Genomic DNA, 18,009 nt, shown 5'->3' with positions numbered 1-18,009 from the left:
AGTCTAAAGTATAGTAACAACAGAAAACATATTATTGTACATAGATGCTATTTGCATTTAAATTATAACTAGAGAAAATGAATAGAAAGTAGGCTAAATCATGCTTAATGACTTTAATGAAATATTAGAAGGTCGTAGATCAGTTAAAGGTTTCGACCCAGACTATAAAATTCCGCATGAGGAAATGAATGAGATGATTGCAAAAGCAACCAAAGCACCATCTTCAGTAAACATGCAACCTTGGCGTTTTGTTGTGGTTGAAAGTGACGAAGCGAAAGCGAAATTGCGTCCATTGATTCAATTCAATACGAATCAAAATGACACATCATCAGCAATGATTGTTATATTCGGCGATTTACATTGCTATGAAGAAGGCGAATATATTTATGAACAAGCGGTGCTTAATGGGCACATGCCACAAGAAGTTAAAGAACAAATGTTGCCAATCGTCTTAGAGAATTATAAAAATCGCACACGCCAATCAATGAATGATATTGTGAAAGTAGATAGTAGTTTAGCCGCTATGCAATTAATGTTAGTAGCAAAACAACACGGTTACGATACAAATCCAATTGGTGGCTTTGAACATGAAGAAATCGGAAAAGCATTTGGCTATGATTTAGAACGTTATGTACCTGTCATGATTGTTGCCATCGGTAAGAAGGCTAAAGAGGCACATACATCATTCAGAATGCCAGTTGATCGTGTCATCGACTATAAATAATACGTTAAACATATCTTACAAGACACAGTAGCGAACGCCATTGACCGCTGTCGATAACGAGTTTTGGCTACAGTCATCCACATGGTGGGGCGGAACAGTAAATTCATGATGAATGCTGTTTCGTCCTTTTTAATTAAAATAAAGACCGTGAACATCAATGGTCATATTCAATATATAGAAAAAGGGTATAGCTAAAGATACAGAATTTCACAAAGGGTGATCCACATGGAAAATAAACAATTCGAGACATTAACACACATAGAAAAAGGGTTATATGAAACTACAAAGGCAGCCTTACCGTTTGATAAACGTTACCGTATCAAATCATTTGTATTAGAGCGATCAGCAGGCAATATCATCATATATCACTCTCCTGGGTTAAATGAGGCAGATTCAGATATTCAATTATTAGGTGGTGCGACGCGCGTTTTAATGAATCATGAGCATGAATCTCTAGGTGGACACCCTCAGATTGATGTACCGTTTTGGATTCATCGAGATGATGTAGCCGCTATACGTCATACAGTGGCCATTGATGGGCAATTCGAACAACGTGAAACAATTGCAAATGATTTGGAAGTCATTCCTACACCTGGACATACGCCTGGTACAACCATGTTTCTATGGAATAATGGTGAACATCGTTTTCTGTTTACTGGTGATTTTTTATGTGTAGAAGGTGGCGAATGGCGTACTGTGATATTGCGTTCAAGTAATCGAGACGCATCGATTAAAAGCTTGGAAATGATTCGTGATTTAGCGTTTGATGCGATTGTACCTTGGGTTGCGATTGAGGGTGAAGATGCAATTTATTATGTTGAGAATGAAGAGGATAAACAAAATAGAGTGCAAAAGATAATTGACCGTATACGTCGTGGTGAAAATACGTAAACATAATATGAATAGCTTATTAAACGGGGTGATAGCATATGAATATCAATAGAGGCATTAATCATATTGGACTGACTGTACCTGATATCGAAGCGGCGACAGCCTTTTTCAAGGAGGGCCTTAATGGCAAGATTGCCTATGATAGTCAACGAAAGAACGACGCGCCACGTGGTGGAGAAACGGTTGAACGCATACTTGGCTTAGAAAAAGGGGCCGCCATTATTCATAAACGTATGATGGTCTTTGGCAATGGACCGAATATCGAAATGTTTGAATTTAAAGATGCGCATCAAGGTCAAGCGCAATCATTACAGGATATTGGTTTTACGCATATTTCATTTTATATCGAGGCAGAACATTTTGATGAAGCTGTTAAACAGTTAACGCGTGCTGGTGGACAGCCAATATCTGAGCCTCATGCGAATACAAAATATGAAGATACGGAAGGTAACCGTACCGTTTATGTGAAAAGTCCATGGGGAAGCTTAATCGAATTACAAACCGTGCCGAATGGATTTTACTATCCAGATGATAGCGAAGCAGCCGTTTTTGTGCCGAAAAAGTTAGACGATTGATTAGTGAAAAATATATCAATATTCATTAATATGACACATTTGTCATATTTAAAAATTTAAGTATTTTCTCCTTTTGAATTAAGGTATAATGCCTTTATCAAGCCTTTCAAGGGGCTTAATGAGCTAGATGTTATAGGGGAGTTCGGGTTGTTTGATAGATACTATTTTGAATATCTATGCTTAAAAAGGGTATAAATTTAAAGACATAATTTTTTTGATATGTCAACAAAAATTTAAGGGAGTAATAGTCATGATTGATATTCAAATTCAAAAATCAGAATTAATCGAAGCAATTGAAAGTATTGTAAAAGAAAAAGTATATGTTGAAAGTGACGATGCATGTGAAGTATTAGCGACTGAGATTGTCAATGGCTTGGAAGAGTTGAATAGCGATGAAACGCAAGCGAATAATTTGCTAGGTCTAAATAGTGAATTGCAGCACAAGGTTGATCAATCAAATGACGCGATCGATAAAGTAACCGTCTCCACTGCAGGTAATGCCTCCAGTAACGTACAATCTATGAATGCGCGGGCAAAATAGTCAGTCGTGGTTAACGTAATCATGATGCACATGAGACCTTTCAAGTACAATGGCAATCAACGACAAATGATAAGCACCACCTATGTTAAGAAGCAAATGCTTTTTAAGATAAGTGGTGCTTATTTGATTTGTCATTTATTTATGAAAATAAGACTTTCAAAATATTAAATAAAGAACCTATTAATTGAAGCACAGTACCAGACATGAGAGGACCTCCCTTCGGTTAGATTGAAATATGTGTTAAGCCTCACGTGTTAGCGACTCACTTTGAACTAAATCATCGGCTAAACTATGCCAAAATTGTTGTAGTTCGTCTCTAGTACGCTTCGTATCAGAACTATCTTGACCTACAAAATCGACATGGTCCCAATCGTGTTTCGTTGGAGTGACTTGCCAAACGCCTTTTTGATTCGTATCTGTAGCTTGAGTAAAGGCTTGATTAAATGGATGTTGTGACGAAATAACAGACACTAAGCCATCATTTTCTCGCCATTCCTTTTCAGCTACTTTGACGATCACATTAGCAGTAAGGGTGAACGGGAAATATAAATTTAAATCTGATTTTTGACGTCCGAATAATGATGCATGTGTTGATTCACCAGTGTATGTTTTATATACAATATTTGGATTTAAAGATGTTTGGCGATTAAGGTTTGTCGCGCCTTCACGTGTTAAATCATAAAAGCCATTGTCTTTTGTATGCCATAATTTAGAATCTTTAACTCGTTTGGCGTAGTCGATATAAGATTCATTCGGTTGTTGTTTTAGACCCCACTGAGACAGACCGAAGTCTACACGTGAATCTTTATTGCCAAGTACTTTTCCTGCGTCAAAGACAATTTGACGAATAAGCGCCTCGTTACCTAATAAATCTGATGCATGTGTACCGTTATGCGGCGTACCAAGCGTCGTTATAGAAGAAATCATATTGTCGTGTTGACCTTGGTATAATGGTGAAATGTCACCACCATGAACACGTTGGTATTCCTGTTCTTCTGGATTACCATTTCTTAATAATGCCTCTAATTGACGAATGGTCTGACCACCCATACTATGTCCGACTAGATGTACTTTTTGGCCTGGTTGCCAATCTTTATAGACACCTTCGTATGTTTTGCCGTAACGCTCATGACCATATTTAGCAGCGTGTGCAGCCCCATAATCAACCGTTCCACCTTTAATATAGTAATAAAGTTCAACGGCACGATCGTAGTTACTACCAAACGCACTAATACTTGCTTCATAAGATTCATAACCGTTTTCTTCTAAATCTTGGCGAATGTTTAATTTATCGCCGCCCCAATAATGTGCTAATACGGATGGGTTTATATCATCAGTAAAACCACTAAAGCCATGAACTAAAATAATAGGATCTTGGTTTTTATACTGAGCTTGTTTCGCAACTTTATTGGTTTGATCTTTTGTGCCACTTGAGATTTAGATTGCGTATTAGTTGTTGCGACTGAATTATTTTTAAGTGTATTTAACCCTGATTGTGCATCTTTATCTTGCTTAGAAGGGTTGTCGTTATTGAAAGGGTTAGTTTGTGCATCAATAGAAATGTTAGCATGATCGTCCTTTTCTGTGTTGAGATCTTGTGATGCTTGAGTTGTCGTTGCTTCTTTTTTAGTTATCGTTTGTTGCTGTGACGGTGTGGTTGCTTTAAGTGCCTCGCTTTGATGGTTATCTTTTAGTTGTGATGACGCTTGTTGATTGTCGTCTTTGGATTGAGTGGATTGCGTTGACTGTTGTTGTTCAGTTGCTGCACTTTTGCTCGAATGTACGTCATTTGAAGACACACTTGTATCCTTAGATTTAACAGTATTTGAATGTGGTTGATTTAAGTCCTCTTGTTTAGTTTCAGATGTTTGGTTAGCTTGTGATTCAGTATGTGGTGTCACTTTCTTAGTTGAATCATTCGTCTTCGATGATGGTTCAGATGATTGTAAAGATGGTTCATCTTGCTCTGATGATGCTGTGTGTTCTGTTGATGTGACTTCGTTTGTAGTTGTTTTAGAAGTTGGTGTTTCAGTTGAATGTGTTTGTTGAGAAGTTGATGTCACTTCTGTATGTTGATTGTCTGTATTTGAATCTGACTTCTCAGATTCTTCAGTAGAAGGTTGATGCGTCTCTTTGGAAGAAACATGATCCTTAGATGCATCCGTTTGATGAAGTTCATTATGTAAGCTTGTTTGATTTTTATTTTCATTTTTAATTTGAGACACATCGTGCTTTGCTTGTTCAACGGATTGAACTTGTCCCTTTTGAGCCTCTGGTGTGTCATTATCCCCAATAGATTGTGCTGACGCCGTATCAGGAGTTCCCACTTCCTGTTGTTTCTCGGCTGCCTGTGCTGAGCCACCTCCCATGAATAGCAAAGTCGCTACTACAATTGATGACGCACCTACGCTTAATTTACGAATACTAAATCGGTTCTCTCTTGTTTTCATAAACAGCACCTCTATTTTATTTAATTTTTGAAAATGTAAATCAGTGAATCCATGTTAGATAAATAAATTAATAATTACACGTGGTAAGAATTCAAACAATTTGCTAAATATCGCCTTAATTTCTTCCATAATGACCTTCCTTTCTTTTGAAAAGAGAAAGCGTTTGCAGAACTAGATAAAAAAATATGTATTGATAAGGACAGTTCAAGTGGAGAAACGTATCTCTTTCAAAGTAATTTAAACAAATAGTAACCTTGCGCGCAGATAATTGTCAACTCATGCCAATATATAATTGTAGCGTCTGAGACGTAAACCATAAAAAAAAGACTGAAACGATCATCGTTTCAGTCTCAAAGTAGCGGAGAGGGAAGGATTTGAACCAACGCGAGCAAAAAGCTCCTACCAACCATAAATGATTGGCCTCTTTAGCCAGGCTTGAGTACCCCTCCATAACTATCTATGTGATATGTTGTATAGTTTACATGTAAAAATTTATTTTGTAAACAAAAAAATATTTTATATTTCTTATTAAATTTGAAAATAAGTATAAAATCTTAATAATTTATATATCTAAAGACGTATATTGTCCGTCTCATATTATATAATTATATTGAAAAATGATGATATTGAGCGATGTATGTCGTAAAATCGTTACTTTATTTAAGAAAGGTATTGAGGAGAAGACGATGTGGAAAACAAAAGTTGGTAAAACGTTTATTGCTAGTGTAGTGATTGGAGCATCGATGTTTGGTTATGCTGGACATCATGAAGAAGCGCAGGCTGTTGGTAATTATTACTATGATGGCACGCATGCAGGTGAGTATTCAGGGTATTTAAAAGCTAAAAAAATTGCAAAAAGTTCAATTTCTAACCAATATTATCCAAATGCATCTAAAAGTAATTTAAAATCTATTGGTCGTGTGTCGAATCTAAACGGTTGGAAGGTTAAAAACCCATACTATAAAGGTCAGGACTCAATGGGTACAGGTACGGTCATTGGTGCGCATACCTTTATTACAAATGCACATGTGATTGATGATCGCTTTGGTAAAGCTGCAGCACCAAAATATATTACCTTTCAATTGAATCGTAATGGTAAATCTATCCCGTATGCTTTTCATGCGAGTGAAGTGATTAAAGTACCGCAGTATGATATTGCCATCGTCCATACAAAAGAAAATATGTCGAAGTATGCTAAACCGATACGTATTGCAACAGATTCAGAAATTAAAAAATTGAAATTTAATACACCATTATATTCTTTAGGTTACTCAAAAATAAACGGAGACAACACGAAACCATATTACAGTAAATTACGTGTTACACAATTTTCTCCTAATGGCACCGAAATTCAAACGAAAGACTTTTTTAGATCAGGTGCGTCTGGTTCACCGATGTTAAATAGTAAATATAATACAATGTACGGTATGAGAACGTATGGCCATAATTTAGGTGGTACCGCGACTGATTTGTATGGTAAGCAAGAAATGGCTGGCGGAGAGTCATTTAAAGGGTACGCTGGTAAATTTGTCCGTCAGCATATTAAGTAAGTTGATTGAATAAATGGAATGACAAGCGTTTTGCAATTTATCTTACAAAGGGAATAAAGGGTGGCGAGAAATGAAGAAACAGTATTTAATGATTGGTGCAATAACGGGGACAATGTTATTAGCTGGTTGTAGTTTAAGTGACTTTGGACTTGGAAATGGAGCATCCGACGATAATAACAAATCATCACAAACGGATAAATCAAATAAAGATAAGGATTCTAAGTCTGATAATAGTACGAATCACACTAATAAGAATGAACAGGCCCATTCTGACAATAGCGTTGAAGATTTAAATCAAGCAGAGAAAGTGGCATTAGCGCTAAGTGATGACCGTGTGTCTAATATAGCGATAACTGCCAATGATTTAAAGCGTCATTCATACATTGAAAATAGTAATACTGGAAAAAGGCAACAAAGTATAGATAAATATGAATTACAAGCAACTGGAGAAGCAGTTGAAGACGCACCAGAAGGGATGACATTTTATAGTGCTTCACCTGGCAAAGGATCCTTTGCGACGTTAATCGGTGTGAGTGAGGATAAAGTAGCAGTAATAGGTACGCAAAGTCCAGGCAAATACCAACAATTTATTCAATCCGACTTAGGATACGAGCTTGATTTAAATGCGTTATATCGAAAGTATGGTAAGGATTCAGATTATAAAAAAGTGGCAAAACAAATTTCAATTAGTGGCGGTTCTAATAGTACGCATTCGGCCGACAGTAATGATAAAAATACGAAAGAATACTTTGCTAAAGTATGGCTGACAGCACGAAATGACGCGGATGAAATATTTAATGGAGAAGACCATACGTATGAACCTATAGATATGTCGGGCAAACCGATTAATTCATATAATGAAGATGCGTCAGAAGTGTATCCGGAGGGAACTATTGTATTAAGTCCATCTGTTACAGCGCTTGGTCACATTACGTTTAAAGATAATAATGATGGGACAGTCACATTTTATGATGTGCCAAGTCATTTCCAAGACCATCGTTGGATTGAAGATGGTTACTCTAAACAAGAAACTGCTCGAATTTTAAATAATGGTCAAACGAAGAAGTTGAAGAACGCGTCAGATTCAGAAATTGAAAAGGTAGCAAGTTATATTACGTCAGAAACAGCTAGACAACCTGAAGATTTCGATAGTTCAAACTCAGAAGATAGTAGTTCAGAAGATAACGATAAGAGTTCAAGTGATGAAACGGTGACACGCGATAATGTGATTGATAAAGTCGAAGCATACGAAGGGCATACCTTAGATACAGACACATACACCTATAAAGAACCAGAAAAAAATGCTGACGGCGATTGGGGCTTCTCATTTACTGATAAAAATGGTGAGTTAGCTGGATCATATATAGTAACCTCAGACGGTAGCGTTACGAAATATGATGAAAATGGTGAAGAAGAATAAGTTAATAATATATAAGGCACCTCGTTAATTTAGTTTAGTGATGTTTACTAAATCAACGAGATGCCTTTTTTGTAATTGGTCGTTACATTGATGAGGGATTGGGACAGAATGTGTTTTAAATTCATCTTTCCCAGCTGCTTTGCTTATAAAATCACTTTCGCGATTGTTTGTGCTGTGGTCCCGACCCCCAGCTTGCTTTGGCTGTGGACTTGCTTTGAATTTAGGGTTTAACTAAAAGACGTTTCGTCGAACCCTTCTATGATCGATATATGTCTTTAATTTCATCTAATCTATCCACAAAGCTATCAATGTACGATTGTGGTTTTAGAATTTTGGCGTATGGCGCTAACTGATAGGCAATATAATACGCATCAAAACGCGTACAATTCACCCATACCGTGATACTATCTTCGCTGTGTTCAACGACTTCCTTAATTGAAAACTGTTGTTGGAATTGGTTCCAAAAGTGTGTGTGAATTTGGAATAACACAGGATTACATGTGCCATCTTTCTTAAATTTTAAATTTAAAATCTTAACAGACAGAATATCTCGAAGAAGAATCGTTTCAATCTCATGGTCTTCCTCATATGTAAACCAATAGTCATAATGCATATATAAGATAGATAATGGTTTAACCACTATCTTTTTATCTTGAAGTTCAATGCGAACAATTTCTTTATTCACGATTGCTTTTTGCAGGAGCATAAGATGTTTCCCAGGCAATAATTCTTGTCTGATTTTAAATTGATGTAACGTACTCATTAAAACATGTTTATCTGAAACTTTCATTGAAGTAATTGAACTAAGTAAAAATTTATGAATATCGTGATGCAATATAGGCGTTAAGCTTTGAAGTTTAATGAGCAGACTCAAAATGCCCAAACTGTGTTTACTTTGAGTATCCTGCTTAAGTTCGTATCCTGCCAATTGATGATTATAAACGACTCTAGTATTACTAGGATTCCAAAACTCATTTTCATAAAAGAAAGTGTTAATCGTATTAATATCACGTTGAATTGATTTTTTACTTACATCAGTGAATTGATTTAAGTCTTGTTGCGTAACAACATAACCTTTAAGAAGCAAAGTTAAAATATTTAGTATACGAGTTGATTTATCCAAGAATTGGGTCCCCTTTGCATCAATTCTATATTTACTTTGAAAATTAATTATATAGTATCATATTATTTTTGCAATGTGTATAATTCCAAATTTAAAAAGTAGCGATATATCAATAAACATAACTAATAAGATAGCGTACATTTACAAAAGTAATAATCTATAAATGTTTTATTTAATATTGCATTTAAAAGAAAAAAGTGATAAATTTTTGTGTAAGCGGTTACACATAAAAGGAGTGGCAAAGTGAGAACGATTAAAGAAGTGGCTAAACAAGCAAATGTTTCAGTAGCCACAGTTTCAAGAGTGATTAATAAAAGTGGTTATGTTAAAGAAGCAACACGTAAAAGAATTGAACAAGTCATCAAAGACCTAGATTATTATCCAAATGAAACTGCAAGAACCCTATTCACAAAGAAATCTAAAACGATTGGACTGCTTTTACCAGATATGAGTAATCCATTTTTTACAATTGTTGCTAAAGGTGTTGAGGATACTGCAATTCAAAAAGGGTACCATGTCATGATTGGTAATGGTGAAATGCAAGAACATAAAGAACTTAACTATTTAACCACATTTAAAGTAAATAATTGCAGTGGCGTTATTGCTTCACAATTATCGACGCAATTTGCTTTTGATCAATTCAACTCCTATCAATTACCCTATGTTCTCATTGACCGCGTTACAGATAATCAACAATGTATCGAAGCAGATCATTATAAAGGTGGTCAATTACAAGCTGAGGCAATTATAGAAGGCAATGCGCAACGTGTATTAGTGCTACATCAAGACCTGAATTATCGTTCGTTTGAAGAACGATTCAACGGTGCAAGAACGACGTTAGAAAGTCAGGGCATTCAATTATGGATTGAAGATGAGCGTGATATCACTATGGATAAATTACAGCGTTACATTAAGCACAATGATATCGATAGTGTGATATGTAGCAATGATGTATCAGCACTGAAAATGATGAAATGGTTACATGATTTACATATTACTATTCCAGATGACGTACAAGTCATTGGGTATGATGATATCCCGTTAGCTAAGCTATTTTATCCAAGTCTCACAACAATCAAACAACCTGCATATGACATTGGTAAGAAAGCAGCATTAGGTTTGATTCAACAATTAGAACATAATGACATCACAACGAAGGTAGTATTAGATGTTGATTTAATTTATAGAGAATCTACAAGGAGGAAGACAAAATGACAAGTATTTATGTAGTTGGAAGTTTATCTATTGATTTAGTCGTTTCTACGAATCGAGTACCAAGTAAAGGCGAAACCGTACTAGGTGAGTCATTCTTTACGACACCTGGAGGCAAAGGTGCGAACCAAGCTGTAGCAGCTGCCAGACTTGGTGATGATGTGTATATGGTAGGACGCATTGGGGATGACGATTTTGGAAATCAAATTTTCACAAATTTAGAAGACAACCATGTTTTAACGACATTTCTGAAACCCGTTACACATTCAGCATCAGGGACAGCGCATATTACATTATCAGACAATGACAATAGCATTATTGTGGTGCCTTCAGCTAATAATTATGTGACTTCAGCGTATGCATTGGAAGCATTAGATCAAGCGCAAGCAGGCGACATTGTATTAATTCAACAAGAAATTCCTGCCGAAACAGTTAAAGACGTCATAACTTATTGTGACGATCATGATTTAATCTCGATTCTTAACCCGGCACCATTCCGAGAAGTAGAATCAGAAGTCATTGATAAAGCGACATATATTACACCTAACGAAACAGAGAGTAACGCAATGTTCCAGACTAACATTGATGAAGCGTTAGCACATTATCCTAACAAACTGATTATTACATTAGGGGATAAAGGTGCTATGTATCATAACGGCACTAAAAAGGTTCATATAGCAGGATTTAAGCGAGAAGTTAAAGATACCACAGGTGCCGGAGATACATTTAATGGTGCTTTCGCAGTAGGATTACAAAAAGGATATTCCATTGCACAGGCCCTTACACTTGCGAATTTAGCAGCAAGTCACTCAGTAACAGGTATGGGGGCTCAAGGTGGTATGCCGACCTTTTCAGAAATAGAAGGTGAATTCGATGTATAAAACAGGCATATTAAACAGCGATATTTCAAAGGTACTTAGCGACTTAGGACATACAGATCAAATTGTAATTGGCGATTGTGGGCTACCAGTGCCTAAAGATGTTAAGAAGATTGACCTAGCATTAACGTTAGGGAAGCCTAGTTTCCTAGACGTTTATGACGTCCTTAAGCAACACATGGAAATTGAACATATTACGATAGCTGAGGAAATGGAAGTCAACAATGCACCTATTTATAAGCAAGTGACACATGACTTTTCAGACATAACACAAGTCGATCATGAAACATTTAAAGCATTAACGAAGGATGCGAAAGCGATTATACGTACAGGTGAAGCAACACCATATGCAAACATCATACTTCAAAGTGGTGTCATATTTTAAGGGGTGAGATTAATGATTCAAATGACTAATATTCATAAAGCCTTTGGTGATAACGAGGTGCTTAAGGGTGTTGACTTTACTTTGAAACCAGGTACCGTCCATGCCTTAATGGGAGAAAATGGGGCTGGAAAATCGACGCTAATGAAAATTTTAGTAGGTATTCATAAGAAAGATCAAGGTGTCATGACGTATTCTGATGTTGAAATAGAATATAGCAATCCTAAAGAAGCGGAAGAAAAAGGATTAACCTTTATACACCAAGAATTGAATTTATATCCAGAATTAACAGTACTCGATAATTTGTTTGTAGGAAAAGAAATCCGCAACAAAATGGGCATACTCAATACAAAAGCAATGAAACAACAGGCGGAACAAGTATTTAAAGAATTAGATTTTTACATTCCGTTAAATAAAGTAGTTAAAGATTGCTCGATTGGTGAGCAACAAATGATAGAAATCGCTAAAGCGATGATGACGAAAGCACAAATCATTATTATGGATGAACCGACAGCTACCTTAACAGACAAAGAAATCCGACGTCTATTCGATATGATTCGTAATTTAAAAGCAAAAGGTGTTGCCTTTGTTTACATTTCGCATAGAATGGCTGAAATATTTGAAATTTCAGATGAAATAACGGTCATGCGTGATGGCGTTTCTGTTATGTACGATGAAACACGTCATCTAACGTACAACCAAATTGTGAAAGCAATGGTAGGACGTGAATTAGATGAACAATTTCCACATAGAACGTATGAACCACAAGATATTATCTTAAATGTAAAACGTCTCAATAATCCGCTACATCACATTGAGAATCAGTCATTTTATCTTAAAGAAGGTGAAATATTAGGTGTAAGTGGCTTGATGGGTGCAGGACGTACGGAAATGATGCGCAGTTTATTTGGTGTGGATAAAGCAGACAATGACATTGAAATTAAAGGTCAACCAGTGACGATCACGTCCCCAATTGAAGCGATGAAACATGGACTTGCTTTTATAACCGAGAATCGTAAGGAAGAAGGATTAATTTTAGACTTCTCCATTCAAGACAATATGGTGTTACCTTCGTTATTTAGCTTTTCAAAACGTGGCATCGTAGACGATAAGAGTTCTGAGCAATTTGTTGATACGATGCGCAAAAGACTGAACATTAAATCGCCAGGCAAGCTACCAGCTGGTTCATTATCAGGAGGTAATCAACAGAAAGTCGTATTAGCTAAGTGGATTGGTACGGGTGCGCAAATCATCATATTGGATGAACCTACAAGAGGTATTGATGTTGGCGCTAAGAGAGAAATTTATCAACTTATGAATGAACTTACAGATCGTGGTGTGTCTATTATTATGGTCTCATCTGAATTACCAGAAGTCATTGGCATGAGCGATAGAGTGATGGTCGTGCATGAAGGTAATATCAAAGGAGATCTTACAGGAAATGAAATTACAGAAGAAAATATTATGACGTTAGCTACAGGGGGAACTTTAAATGAAACAGTTAACAGCTAAAACATCGTTCATGGAAAAGATCATTCCATTTATTGGTCTGATTTTATTAATTATTGTAGTGAGTATTTTAAATCCATCATTTTTAGATTTATCTAATTTACTCAACTTATTAAGACAAATTTCTATCAATGGTCTGATTGCCTTTGGGATGACATTTATTATCTTAACTGGTGGCATAGATTTATCAGTAGGTTCAATCCTTGCTTTATCATCTGCGTTTATTGCACTGATGATTACAAGCGGCGTTGATCCAATTATCGCCTTAATTATAGGTGTACTGATAGGCTTCGTTTTAGGTGCAGTCAACGGTTTACTAGTGACGAAAGGGAATATGGCGCCATTTATTGCAACACTTGCGACAATGACGATCTTCCGTGGATTAACATTAGTCATTACTGACGGCAATCCAATCACTAATTTAGGTGATAGCTATTTATTCCAATTATTTGGTAAAGGCTACTTTATTGGTATTCCGGTACCAGCAGTAACGATGATTATCGTATTTATCATTTTACTTATCATTCTTCAAAAAACAACGTTCGGTCGTCATACATATGCAATTGGTGGGAATGAGGTAGCAGCTAAAATTTCAGGTATTAAAGTGAATAAAATTAAAATCTTTATTTATGGTATTTCAGGATTAATGTCAGCGTTAGCCGGCGGAATACTAACATCACGTCTGAATTCTGCACAACCAACAGCAGGTATGTCTTATGAGTTAGATGCGATTGCCGCGGTCGTGCTTGGTGGTACGTCATTGACAGGTGGTAAAGGACGAATTGTTGGAACACTTATAGGTGTACTTATCATTGGTGTTTTAAATAATGGATTAAATTTACTCGGTGTGTCTTCATTCTATCAACAACTCGTTAAAGGTGTAGTCATTTTAATTGCGGTATTAATTGACCGTAAAAAATAAGAGAAAGCAGGATAACAATATGAAGAAATTATTAGCCATTACATTAGCACTCGTCCTATTTTTAGCAGCGTGTTCCTTAGAATCACCTTTGAAAAATGATAAAAATGGTAAAACAAATAAGAAAAAATCAGAGATTACAATTGGTGTAAGTATTTCAACGTTAAACAATCCATTCTTCGTTAAAATTAAAAATGGTATTGAAAAAGATGCCAAAGCACAAGGGATGAAAGTCAAAGTTGTAGATGCACGAGATGATTCAGCAAAACAAACGAATGACATTGAAGATTTAATTCAACAACAAGTAGATTACTTAATTGTTAACCCGACAGATTCAAGTGCAATCTCAAGTGCGGTAGAATCAGCTAATAACGAGGGGATTCCGGTAATTACGTTAGACCGATCTGTAGATAAAGGTGATGTAGCGTCATTTATTGCGTCAGATAACGTTGAAGGTGGTAAAATGGCTGGAAATTACTTGGTAGATAAAGTCGGTAAAAATGCCAAAGTGGGTGAACTTGAAGGTGTACCTGGGGCAAGTGCGACTAGAGAAAGAGGTAAAGGGTTCCACGATGTTGCGGATAAGCAGTTAAAAGTCATCGCCAAACAAAGTGCAAAGTTTGATAGAGCAGAGGGGTTAAATGTAACGCAAAACATGCTTGAAGCACACCCTGATATCCAAGCAATCTTTGCCCAAAATGATGAAATGGCTTTAGGTGCAATAGAAGCAATTGGTGGTAAGGATATTCAAGTCATTGGATTTGATGGTAATGAAGATGCGATGAAATCTATTAAAAATGGCAAACTAGATGCGACAATTGCGCAACAACCTGAACTTATGGGTAAAGAAGCAATTAAAGTAGTTAATGGTCTAATGAAAGGCGATTCTGTCGATAAACAAATTAAAGTGCCATTAAAGTTAAAACAAAGTAAGAGTTAACTAGAAAAAAGAGCCTGGGACATATATCAATCAATGTCTCAGGCTACAAATATATATTGGCAGTAGTTGACTGAACTGAGAATGCGCTTAAATTAAGCTTTTCTCAGTTCTAGTCATCCTTGTCGGCGGGACCCCAGCAAAGAGCATTTCACTAAGAAATGATAAAAACAAAGCAAGTTGGGGTTCGGGGCCCCAGCAAAGAGAATTTCATCAAGAAATGCTACAAGCAAAATTCTACAAGCAAAGCAAGCTGGGAGTGGACGACGAATTTAAAAAGAATGCTGTTTCATTCCCTTTTTATTTTGCAATAGAATGATGTGACAGTAAAAGGGCGTAAACAGTGTCTAGGTGGGGTGTGTTGAGATTATAGTATCTCGCCTTGCTATAGATAAAGCCTTGAATGGCTTCAACTTCAAGCGGTTGGCTATTGATCACATCATAATACATACTCGTACCCATATGGTCAGGATAACCTGCATAAATCTGCATAATATCATCGACCAATGAATCAGGAAGCGTAATGCCCTCTGATAAAGCTACGTGTTGTCCCTCGTATAATAAGTTTCTACATAATTGTTCCACTTCTTTAATTTTTTAAGATTTGAGCGGTATTATGACCAAGCGCAGTAATAGAATTAATGCCGAGGTTAACTAATAATTTATACCAAATTTTGTCTTCAATATGGTCTTCAAGTACGAGTTCAATTTTTGTGTGATCAAGTAATTGTTTTAAGCGCATTGTTTGAGCATCTTTTTGGACATGTAAGCGATAATCACGAAAATGTACGACTTCGTTTCCCGACTTTTGGCCACTAATATAAACAACAGCTTGGTAAGTGTGTTGAAATGGAAGACGAGATAGTAGGCCGTAGCCATTTTGAGCTAAAATAAATAGCGTTTCGTCATGGGCTAAACGATGTAACTTTGGAATTAAATGATTAAGCTGATGTGTTTTGACAGCAATGATTATAACGTCAAAGGTCGACGTCACGTCATCTATATTAAATACTTCTACCGCTTGATTTGCGGGTTGAATGGTTATGTATTTATTAGAACGACCAATTAGTGTGACGTTTGGCAACGATGTTTGTAGTTCATAGGCGATCGTAGTGCCAACCGCACCTGGTCCAATAACAGCAATTTGCATTTAAAACTTTCCTTTCTAGGTATTCTTACATATAATTATACGTATTATTATCGAACTTTTAATATAGGAGTTAATTTAAAAATGAAAAATTTAGCAAAATTAGTTGAAATGAAACAAGAAAAAACAAAAATTTCGATGATTACGGCATATGACTTTCCAAGCGCAAAACAAGCACAAGATGCAAATATAGATATGATTTTAGTGGGTGATTCACTTGGAATGACAGTGCTTGGTTATGAGACGACAACACAAGTGACGCTAGATGACATGATTCACCACGGCAAAGCGGTACGCAGAGGCGCAGATGATACTTTTGTAGTAGTAGATTTACCAATTGGCGCAGTTGGTGTGAGTGACGAACATGATTTGAAAAATGCGCTCACACTTTATCAACAAACAAATGCGAATGCGTTAAAAGCAGAAGGTGCACATTTAGTTAATTTCATTAAGAAATCAACGCAAATTGGAATACCAATTGTAGCGCACCTAGGTTTAATGCCACAAAGCGTGGGTGTTATGGGCTATCGTTTACAAGGTAGTACGAAAGATGCAGCTGAACAATTAATTCAAGATGCACATGCGGTACAAGAAGCAGGTGCAGTTGCCTTAGTATTAGAAGCAATCCCTAGTGACTTAGCTGGTTTAATTAGTGACCAATTAGATATACCAGTGATTGGTATCGGCGCAGGAAAAGACACAGACGGTCAAGTATTGGTTTATCACGATATGTTGAATTATGGTGTAGATCGTTATGCTAAATTTGTGAAACAGTTTGGTGATTTTTCAGTGGGAATTAAAGGCATCAAACAATATGATGAGGAAGTTAAGGCAGGGACGTTTCCAGCTGAAGCACACACATATAAGAAAAAGATATTGAACGAGGTAAATGGTAATGACTAAAGTAATTCAAACTGTAGCTGAGATGCAACACATTACGCAAGAATTGAAACGTTCGGGTAAGACAATTGGTTTTGTCCCTACAATGGGCGCCTTACATGAAGGGCATTTAAGTATGATGCGTCGCTCAGTTGAAGACAATGATGTTACGGTGATTAGTGTATTCGTCAACCCACTACAATTCGGACCAAACGAAGATTTCGATGCGTATCCACGTCAAATTGATCAAGATGTAGCTTTAGTTGAAGCTATACATGTGGATTACGTCTTTCATCCAACAGTAGAAGAAATGTATCCAGACGAATTAAGCATAACATTGAAGGTGGGACGTCTAGCGGAAGTCTTAGAAGGCGCACAACGTCCAGGTCATTTCGACGGCGTTGTGACTGTCGTGAATAAATTATTTAACATCGTCAGTCCTAATAAAGCTTACTTTGGTAAGAAGGATGCGCAACAACTTGCAATCGTTGAAAAAATGGTTGAAGATTTTAACCACCCAATTGAAATTGTTGGTGTTGATATTGTACGTGAAGCGGATGGACTCGCACGCAGTTCGCGAAATGTATATTTAACTGACGATGAGCGACAAGAGGCTGTTCACCTAAGTAAAAGTTTAGCATTAGCGCAAACGTTGTATAATCAAGGGGAACGTCGTAGTCATATTATTGTTGGTGAGATTAAGGCATACTTAACGGAACATACGCGTGGTCATATTGATGAAGTTGCAATTTACAGTTACCCCGGTTTAGAAGTTGCGACAGAAATACAAGGTCAAATCTTTATATCACTCGCTGTTAAATTCTCGAAAGCACGGTTAATAGATAATATTATTTTAGGAAGTGAATCGTAAG

At 36.5% G+C, this 18,009-nt stretch carries 15 protein-coding genes, 1 tRNA gene and 2 pseudogenes; 14 read left to right on the top strand and 4 right to left on the bottom strand.

Annotated elements, in window-relative coordinates:
* The first annotated feature begins 100 nt into the window (after positions 1-100).
* From KA878_RS03600 to KA878_RS03585, 4 genes are all read left to right on the top strand, one after another.
* Positions 101-724 carry a nitroreductase family protein gene (locus tag KA878_RS03600; RefSeq protein ID WP_193838701.1) on the top strand — a complete coding sequence of 208 codons (624 nt, stop codon included), beginning with the start codon at positions 101-103 and terminating at the stop codon, positions 722-724.
* Positions 725-949: 225 nt separating this feature from the next.
* A complete protein-coding gene (locus KA878_RS03595; protein ID WP_193838702.1) occupies positions 950-1,615 on the top strand; it encodes an MBL fold metallo-hydrolase in 666 nt (221 codons plus the stop codon).
* Positions 1,616-1,653: 38 nt separating this feature from the next.
* Positions 1,654-2,190: a VOC family protein gene (locus KA878_RS03590; protein WP_193838703.1), complete on the top strand. Its 537-nt coding sequence runs from the start codon at positions 1,654-1,656 to the stop codon at positions 2,188-2,190.
* Between the two features lie 250 nt (positions 2,191-2,440).
* Positions 2,441-2,731, top strand: coding sequence for a hypothetical protein (locus tag KA878_RS03585; RefSeq protein WP_193838704.1), 291 nt, complete (start codon positions 2,441-2,443; stop codon positions 2,729-2,731).
* A 240-nt stretch (positions 2,732-2,971) separates the two neighbouring features.
* On the opposite strand, the pseudogene lip reads toward KA878_RS03585, so the two are convergent.
* Together lip and KA878_RS03575 are read right to left on the bottom strand one after the other, a co-directional pair.
* Positions 2,972-5,181: pseudogene (lip, locus tag KA878_RS03580) on the bottom strand (YSIRK-targeted triacylglycerol lipase).
* 359 nt (positions 5,182-5,540) lie between these two features.
* Positions 5,541-5,630, bottom strand: a tRNA-OTHER gene (locus KA878_RS03575).
* Between the two features lie 237 nt (positions 5,631-5,867).
* Here KA878_RS03575 and KA878_RS03570 point away from each other — a divergent pair.
* Both KA878_RS03570 and KA878_RS14625 read left to right on the top strand, forming a co-directional pair.
* On the top strand, positions 5,868-6,731 hold the full coding sequence (locus tag KA878_RS03570; RefSeq protein ID WP_193838705.1) for a trypsin-like serine peptidase: 864 nt from the start codon (positions 5,868-5,870) through the stop codon (positions 6,729-6,731).
* A 70-nt stretch (positions 6,732-6,801) separates the two neighbouring features.
* Entirely contained in the window at positions 6,802-8,151 is a 1,350-nt protein-coding gene (locus KA878_RS14625; protein WP_193838706.1) for a hypothetical protein, read from the top strand.
* Positions 8,152-8,407: 256 nt separating this feature from the next.
* On the opposite strand, the gene KA878_RS03560 is transcribed toward KA878_RS14625, so the two are convergent.
* Positions 8,408-9,274, bottom strand: coding sequence for a helix-turn-helix transcriptional regulator (locus KA878_RS03560; RefSeq protein ID WP_193838707.1), 867 nt, complete (start codon positions 9,272-9,274; stop codon positions 8,408-8,410).
* 243 nt (positions 9,275-9,517) lie between these two features.
* Here KA878_RS03560 and KA878_RS03555 point away from each other — a divergent pair, with 243 nt between their 5' ends.
* Genes KA878_RS03555 through KA878_RS03530 form a run of 6 tightly spaced genes read left to right on the top strand, consistent with a single transcriptional unit; the run spans position 9,518 to position 15,114 of the window.
* A complete protein-coding gene (locus KA878_RS03555) occupies positions 9,518-10,489 on the top strand; it encodes a LacI family DNA-binding transcriptional regulator (RefSeq protein WP_193838708.1) in 972 nt (323 codons plus the stop codon).
* Positions 10,486-11,367 carry a ribokinase gene (rbsK, locus tag KA878_RS03550; RefSeq protein ID WP_193838709.1) on the top strand — a complete coding sequence of 294 codons (882 nt, stop codon included), beginning with the start codon at positions 10,486-10,488 and terminating at the stop codon, positions 11,365-11,367. Before KA878_RS03555 ends, rbsK begins: the two co-directional genes overlap by 4 nt.
* Positions 11,360-11,749, top strand: coding sequence for a D-ribose pyranase (gene rbsD / locus KA878_RS03545; protein WP_193838710.1), 390 nt, complete (start codon positions 11,360-11,362; stop codon positions 11,747-11,749). Before rbsK ends, rbsD begins: the two co-directional genes overlap by 8 nt.
* 12 nt (positions 11,750-11,761) lie before the next feature.
* The gene (locus tag KA878_RS03540; RefSeq protein ID WP_193838711.1) at positions 11,762-13,258 is read left to right on the top strand and encodes a sugar ABC transporter ATP-binding protein; all 1,497 of its coding nucleotides are present in this window, start codon (positions 11,762-11,764) and stop codon (positions 13,256-13,258) included.
* Positions 13,239-14,177: an ABC transporter permease subunit gene (locus KA878_RS03535; RefSeq protein ID WP_193838712.1), complete on the top strand. Its 939-nt coding sequence runs from the start codon at positions 13,239-13,241 to the stop codon at positions 14,175-14,177. Before KA878_RS03540 ends, KA878_RS03535 begins: the two co-directional genes overlap by 20 nt.
* A 19-nt stretch (positions 14,178-14,196) precedes the next feature.
* A complete protein-coding gene (locus tag KA878_RS03530; RefSeq protein ID WP_053030145.1) occupies positions 14,197-15,114 on the top strand; it encodes a D-ribose ABC transporter substrate-binding protein in 918 nt (305 codons plus the stop codon).
* 297 nt (positions 15,115-15,411) lie between these two features.
* Here KA878_RS03530 and KA878_RS03525 read toward each other — a convergent pair.
* Positions 15,412-16,261 (bottom strand): annotated as a pseudogene (locus KA878_RS03525) (oxidoreductase).
* Positions 16,262-16,342: 81 nt separating this feature from the next.
* On the opposite strand from KA878_RS03525, the gene panB reads away from it, so the two are divergent.
* Both panB and panC read left to right on the top strand, forming a co-directional pair.
* The gene (gene panB / locus KA878_RS03520; protein ID WP_053030143.1) at positions 16,343-17,161 is read left to right on the top strand and encodes a 3-methyl-2-oxobutanoate hydroxymethyltransferase; all 819 of its coding nucleotides are present in this window, start codon (positions 16,343-16,345) and stop codon (positions 17,159-17,161) included.
* On the top strand, positions 17,154-18,008 hold the full coding sequence (gene panC / locus KA878_RS03515; RefSeq protein ID WP_193838713.1) for a pantoate--beta-alanine ligase: 855 nt from the start codon (positions 17,154-17,156) through the stop codon (positions 18,006-18,008). Before panB ends, panC begins: the two co-directional genes overlap by 8 nt.
* Position 18,009: the final 1 nt, after the last annotated feature.

Source organism: Staphylococcus sp. GDY8P57P (assembly GCF_017892585.1).
Lineage (GTDB): Bacteria > Bacillota > Bacilli > Staphylococcales > Staphylococcaceae > Staphylococcus > Staphylococcus borealis.
Note: the sequence above shows the minus strand (reverse complement) of the source record. Positions and strands in the feature narration are given on the sequence as shown.

Coding starts and splice junctions, on each gene's coding strand:
- rbsK (WP_193838709.1), top strand. CDS start 10,486: ATGACAAGTATTTATGTAGTTGGAAGTTTATCTATTGATTTAGTCGTT.
- KA878_RS03540 (WP_193838711.1), top strand. CDS start 11,762: ATGATTCAAATGACTAATATTCATAAAGCCTTTGGTGATAACGAGGTG.
- KA878_RS03535 (WP_193838712.1), top strand. CDS start 13,239: ATGAAACAGTTAACAGCTAAAACATCGTTCATGGAAAAGATCATTCCA.
- rbsD (WP_193838710.1), top strand. CDS start 11,360: ATGTATAAAACAGGCATATTAAACAGCGATATTTCAAAGGTACTTAGC.
- KA878_RS03600 (WP_193838701.1), top strand. CDS start 101: ATGCTTAATGACTTTAATGAAATATTAGAAGGTCGTAGATCAGTTAAA.
- KA878_RS03570 (WP_193838705.1), top strand. CDS start 5,868: ATGTGGAAAACAAAAGTTGGTAAAACGTTTATTGCTAGTGTAGTGATT.
- panB (WP_053030143.1), top strand. CDS start 16,343: ATGAAAAATTTAGCAAAATTAGTTGAAATGAAACAAGAAAAAACAAAA.
- KA878_RS03530 (WP_053030145.1), top strand. CDS start 14,197: ATGAAGAAATTATTAGCCATTACATTAGCACTCGTCCTATTTTTAGCA.
- KA878_RS14625 (WP_193838706.1), top strand. CDS start 6,802: ATGAAGAAACAGTATTTAATGATTGGTGCAATAACGGGGACAATGTTA.
- KA878_RS03595 (WP_193838702.1), top strand. CDS start 950: ATGGAAAATAAACAATTCGAGACATTAACACACATAGAAAAAGGGTTA.
- panC (WP_193838713.1), top strand. CDS start 17,154: ATGACTAAAGTAATTCAAACTGTAGCTGAGATGCAACACATTACGCAA.
- KA878_RS03590 (WP_193838703.1), top strand. CDS start 1,654: ATGAATATCAATAGAGGCATTAATCATATTGGACTGACTGTACCTGAT.
- KA878_RS03585 (WP_193838704.1), top strand. CDS start 2,441: ATGATTGATATTCAAATTCAAAAATCAGAATTAATCGAAGCAATTGAA.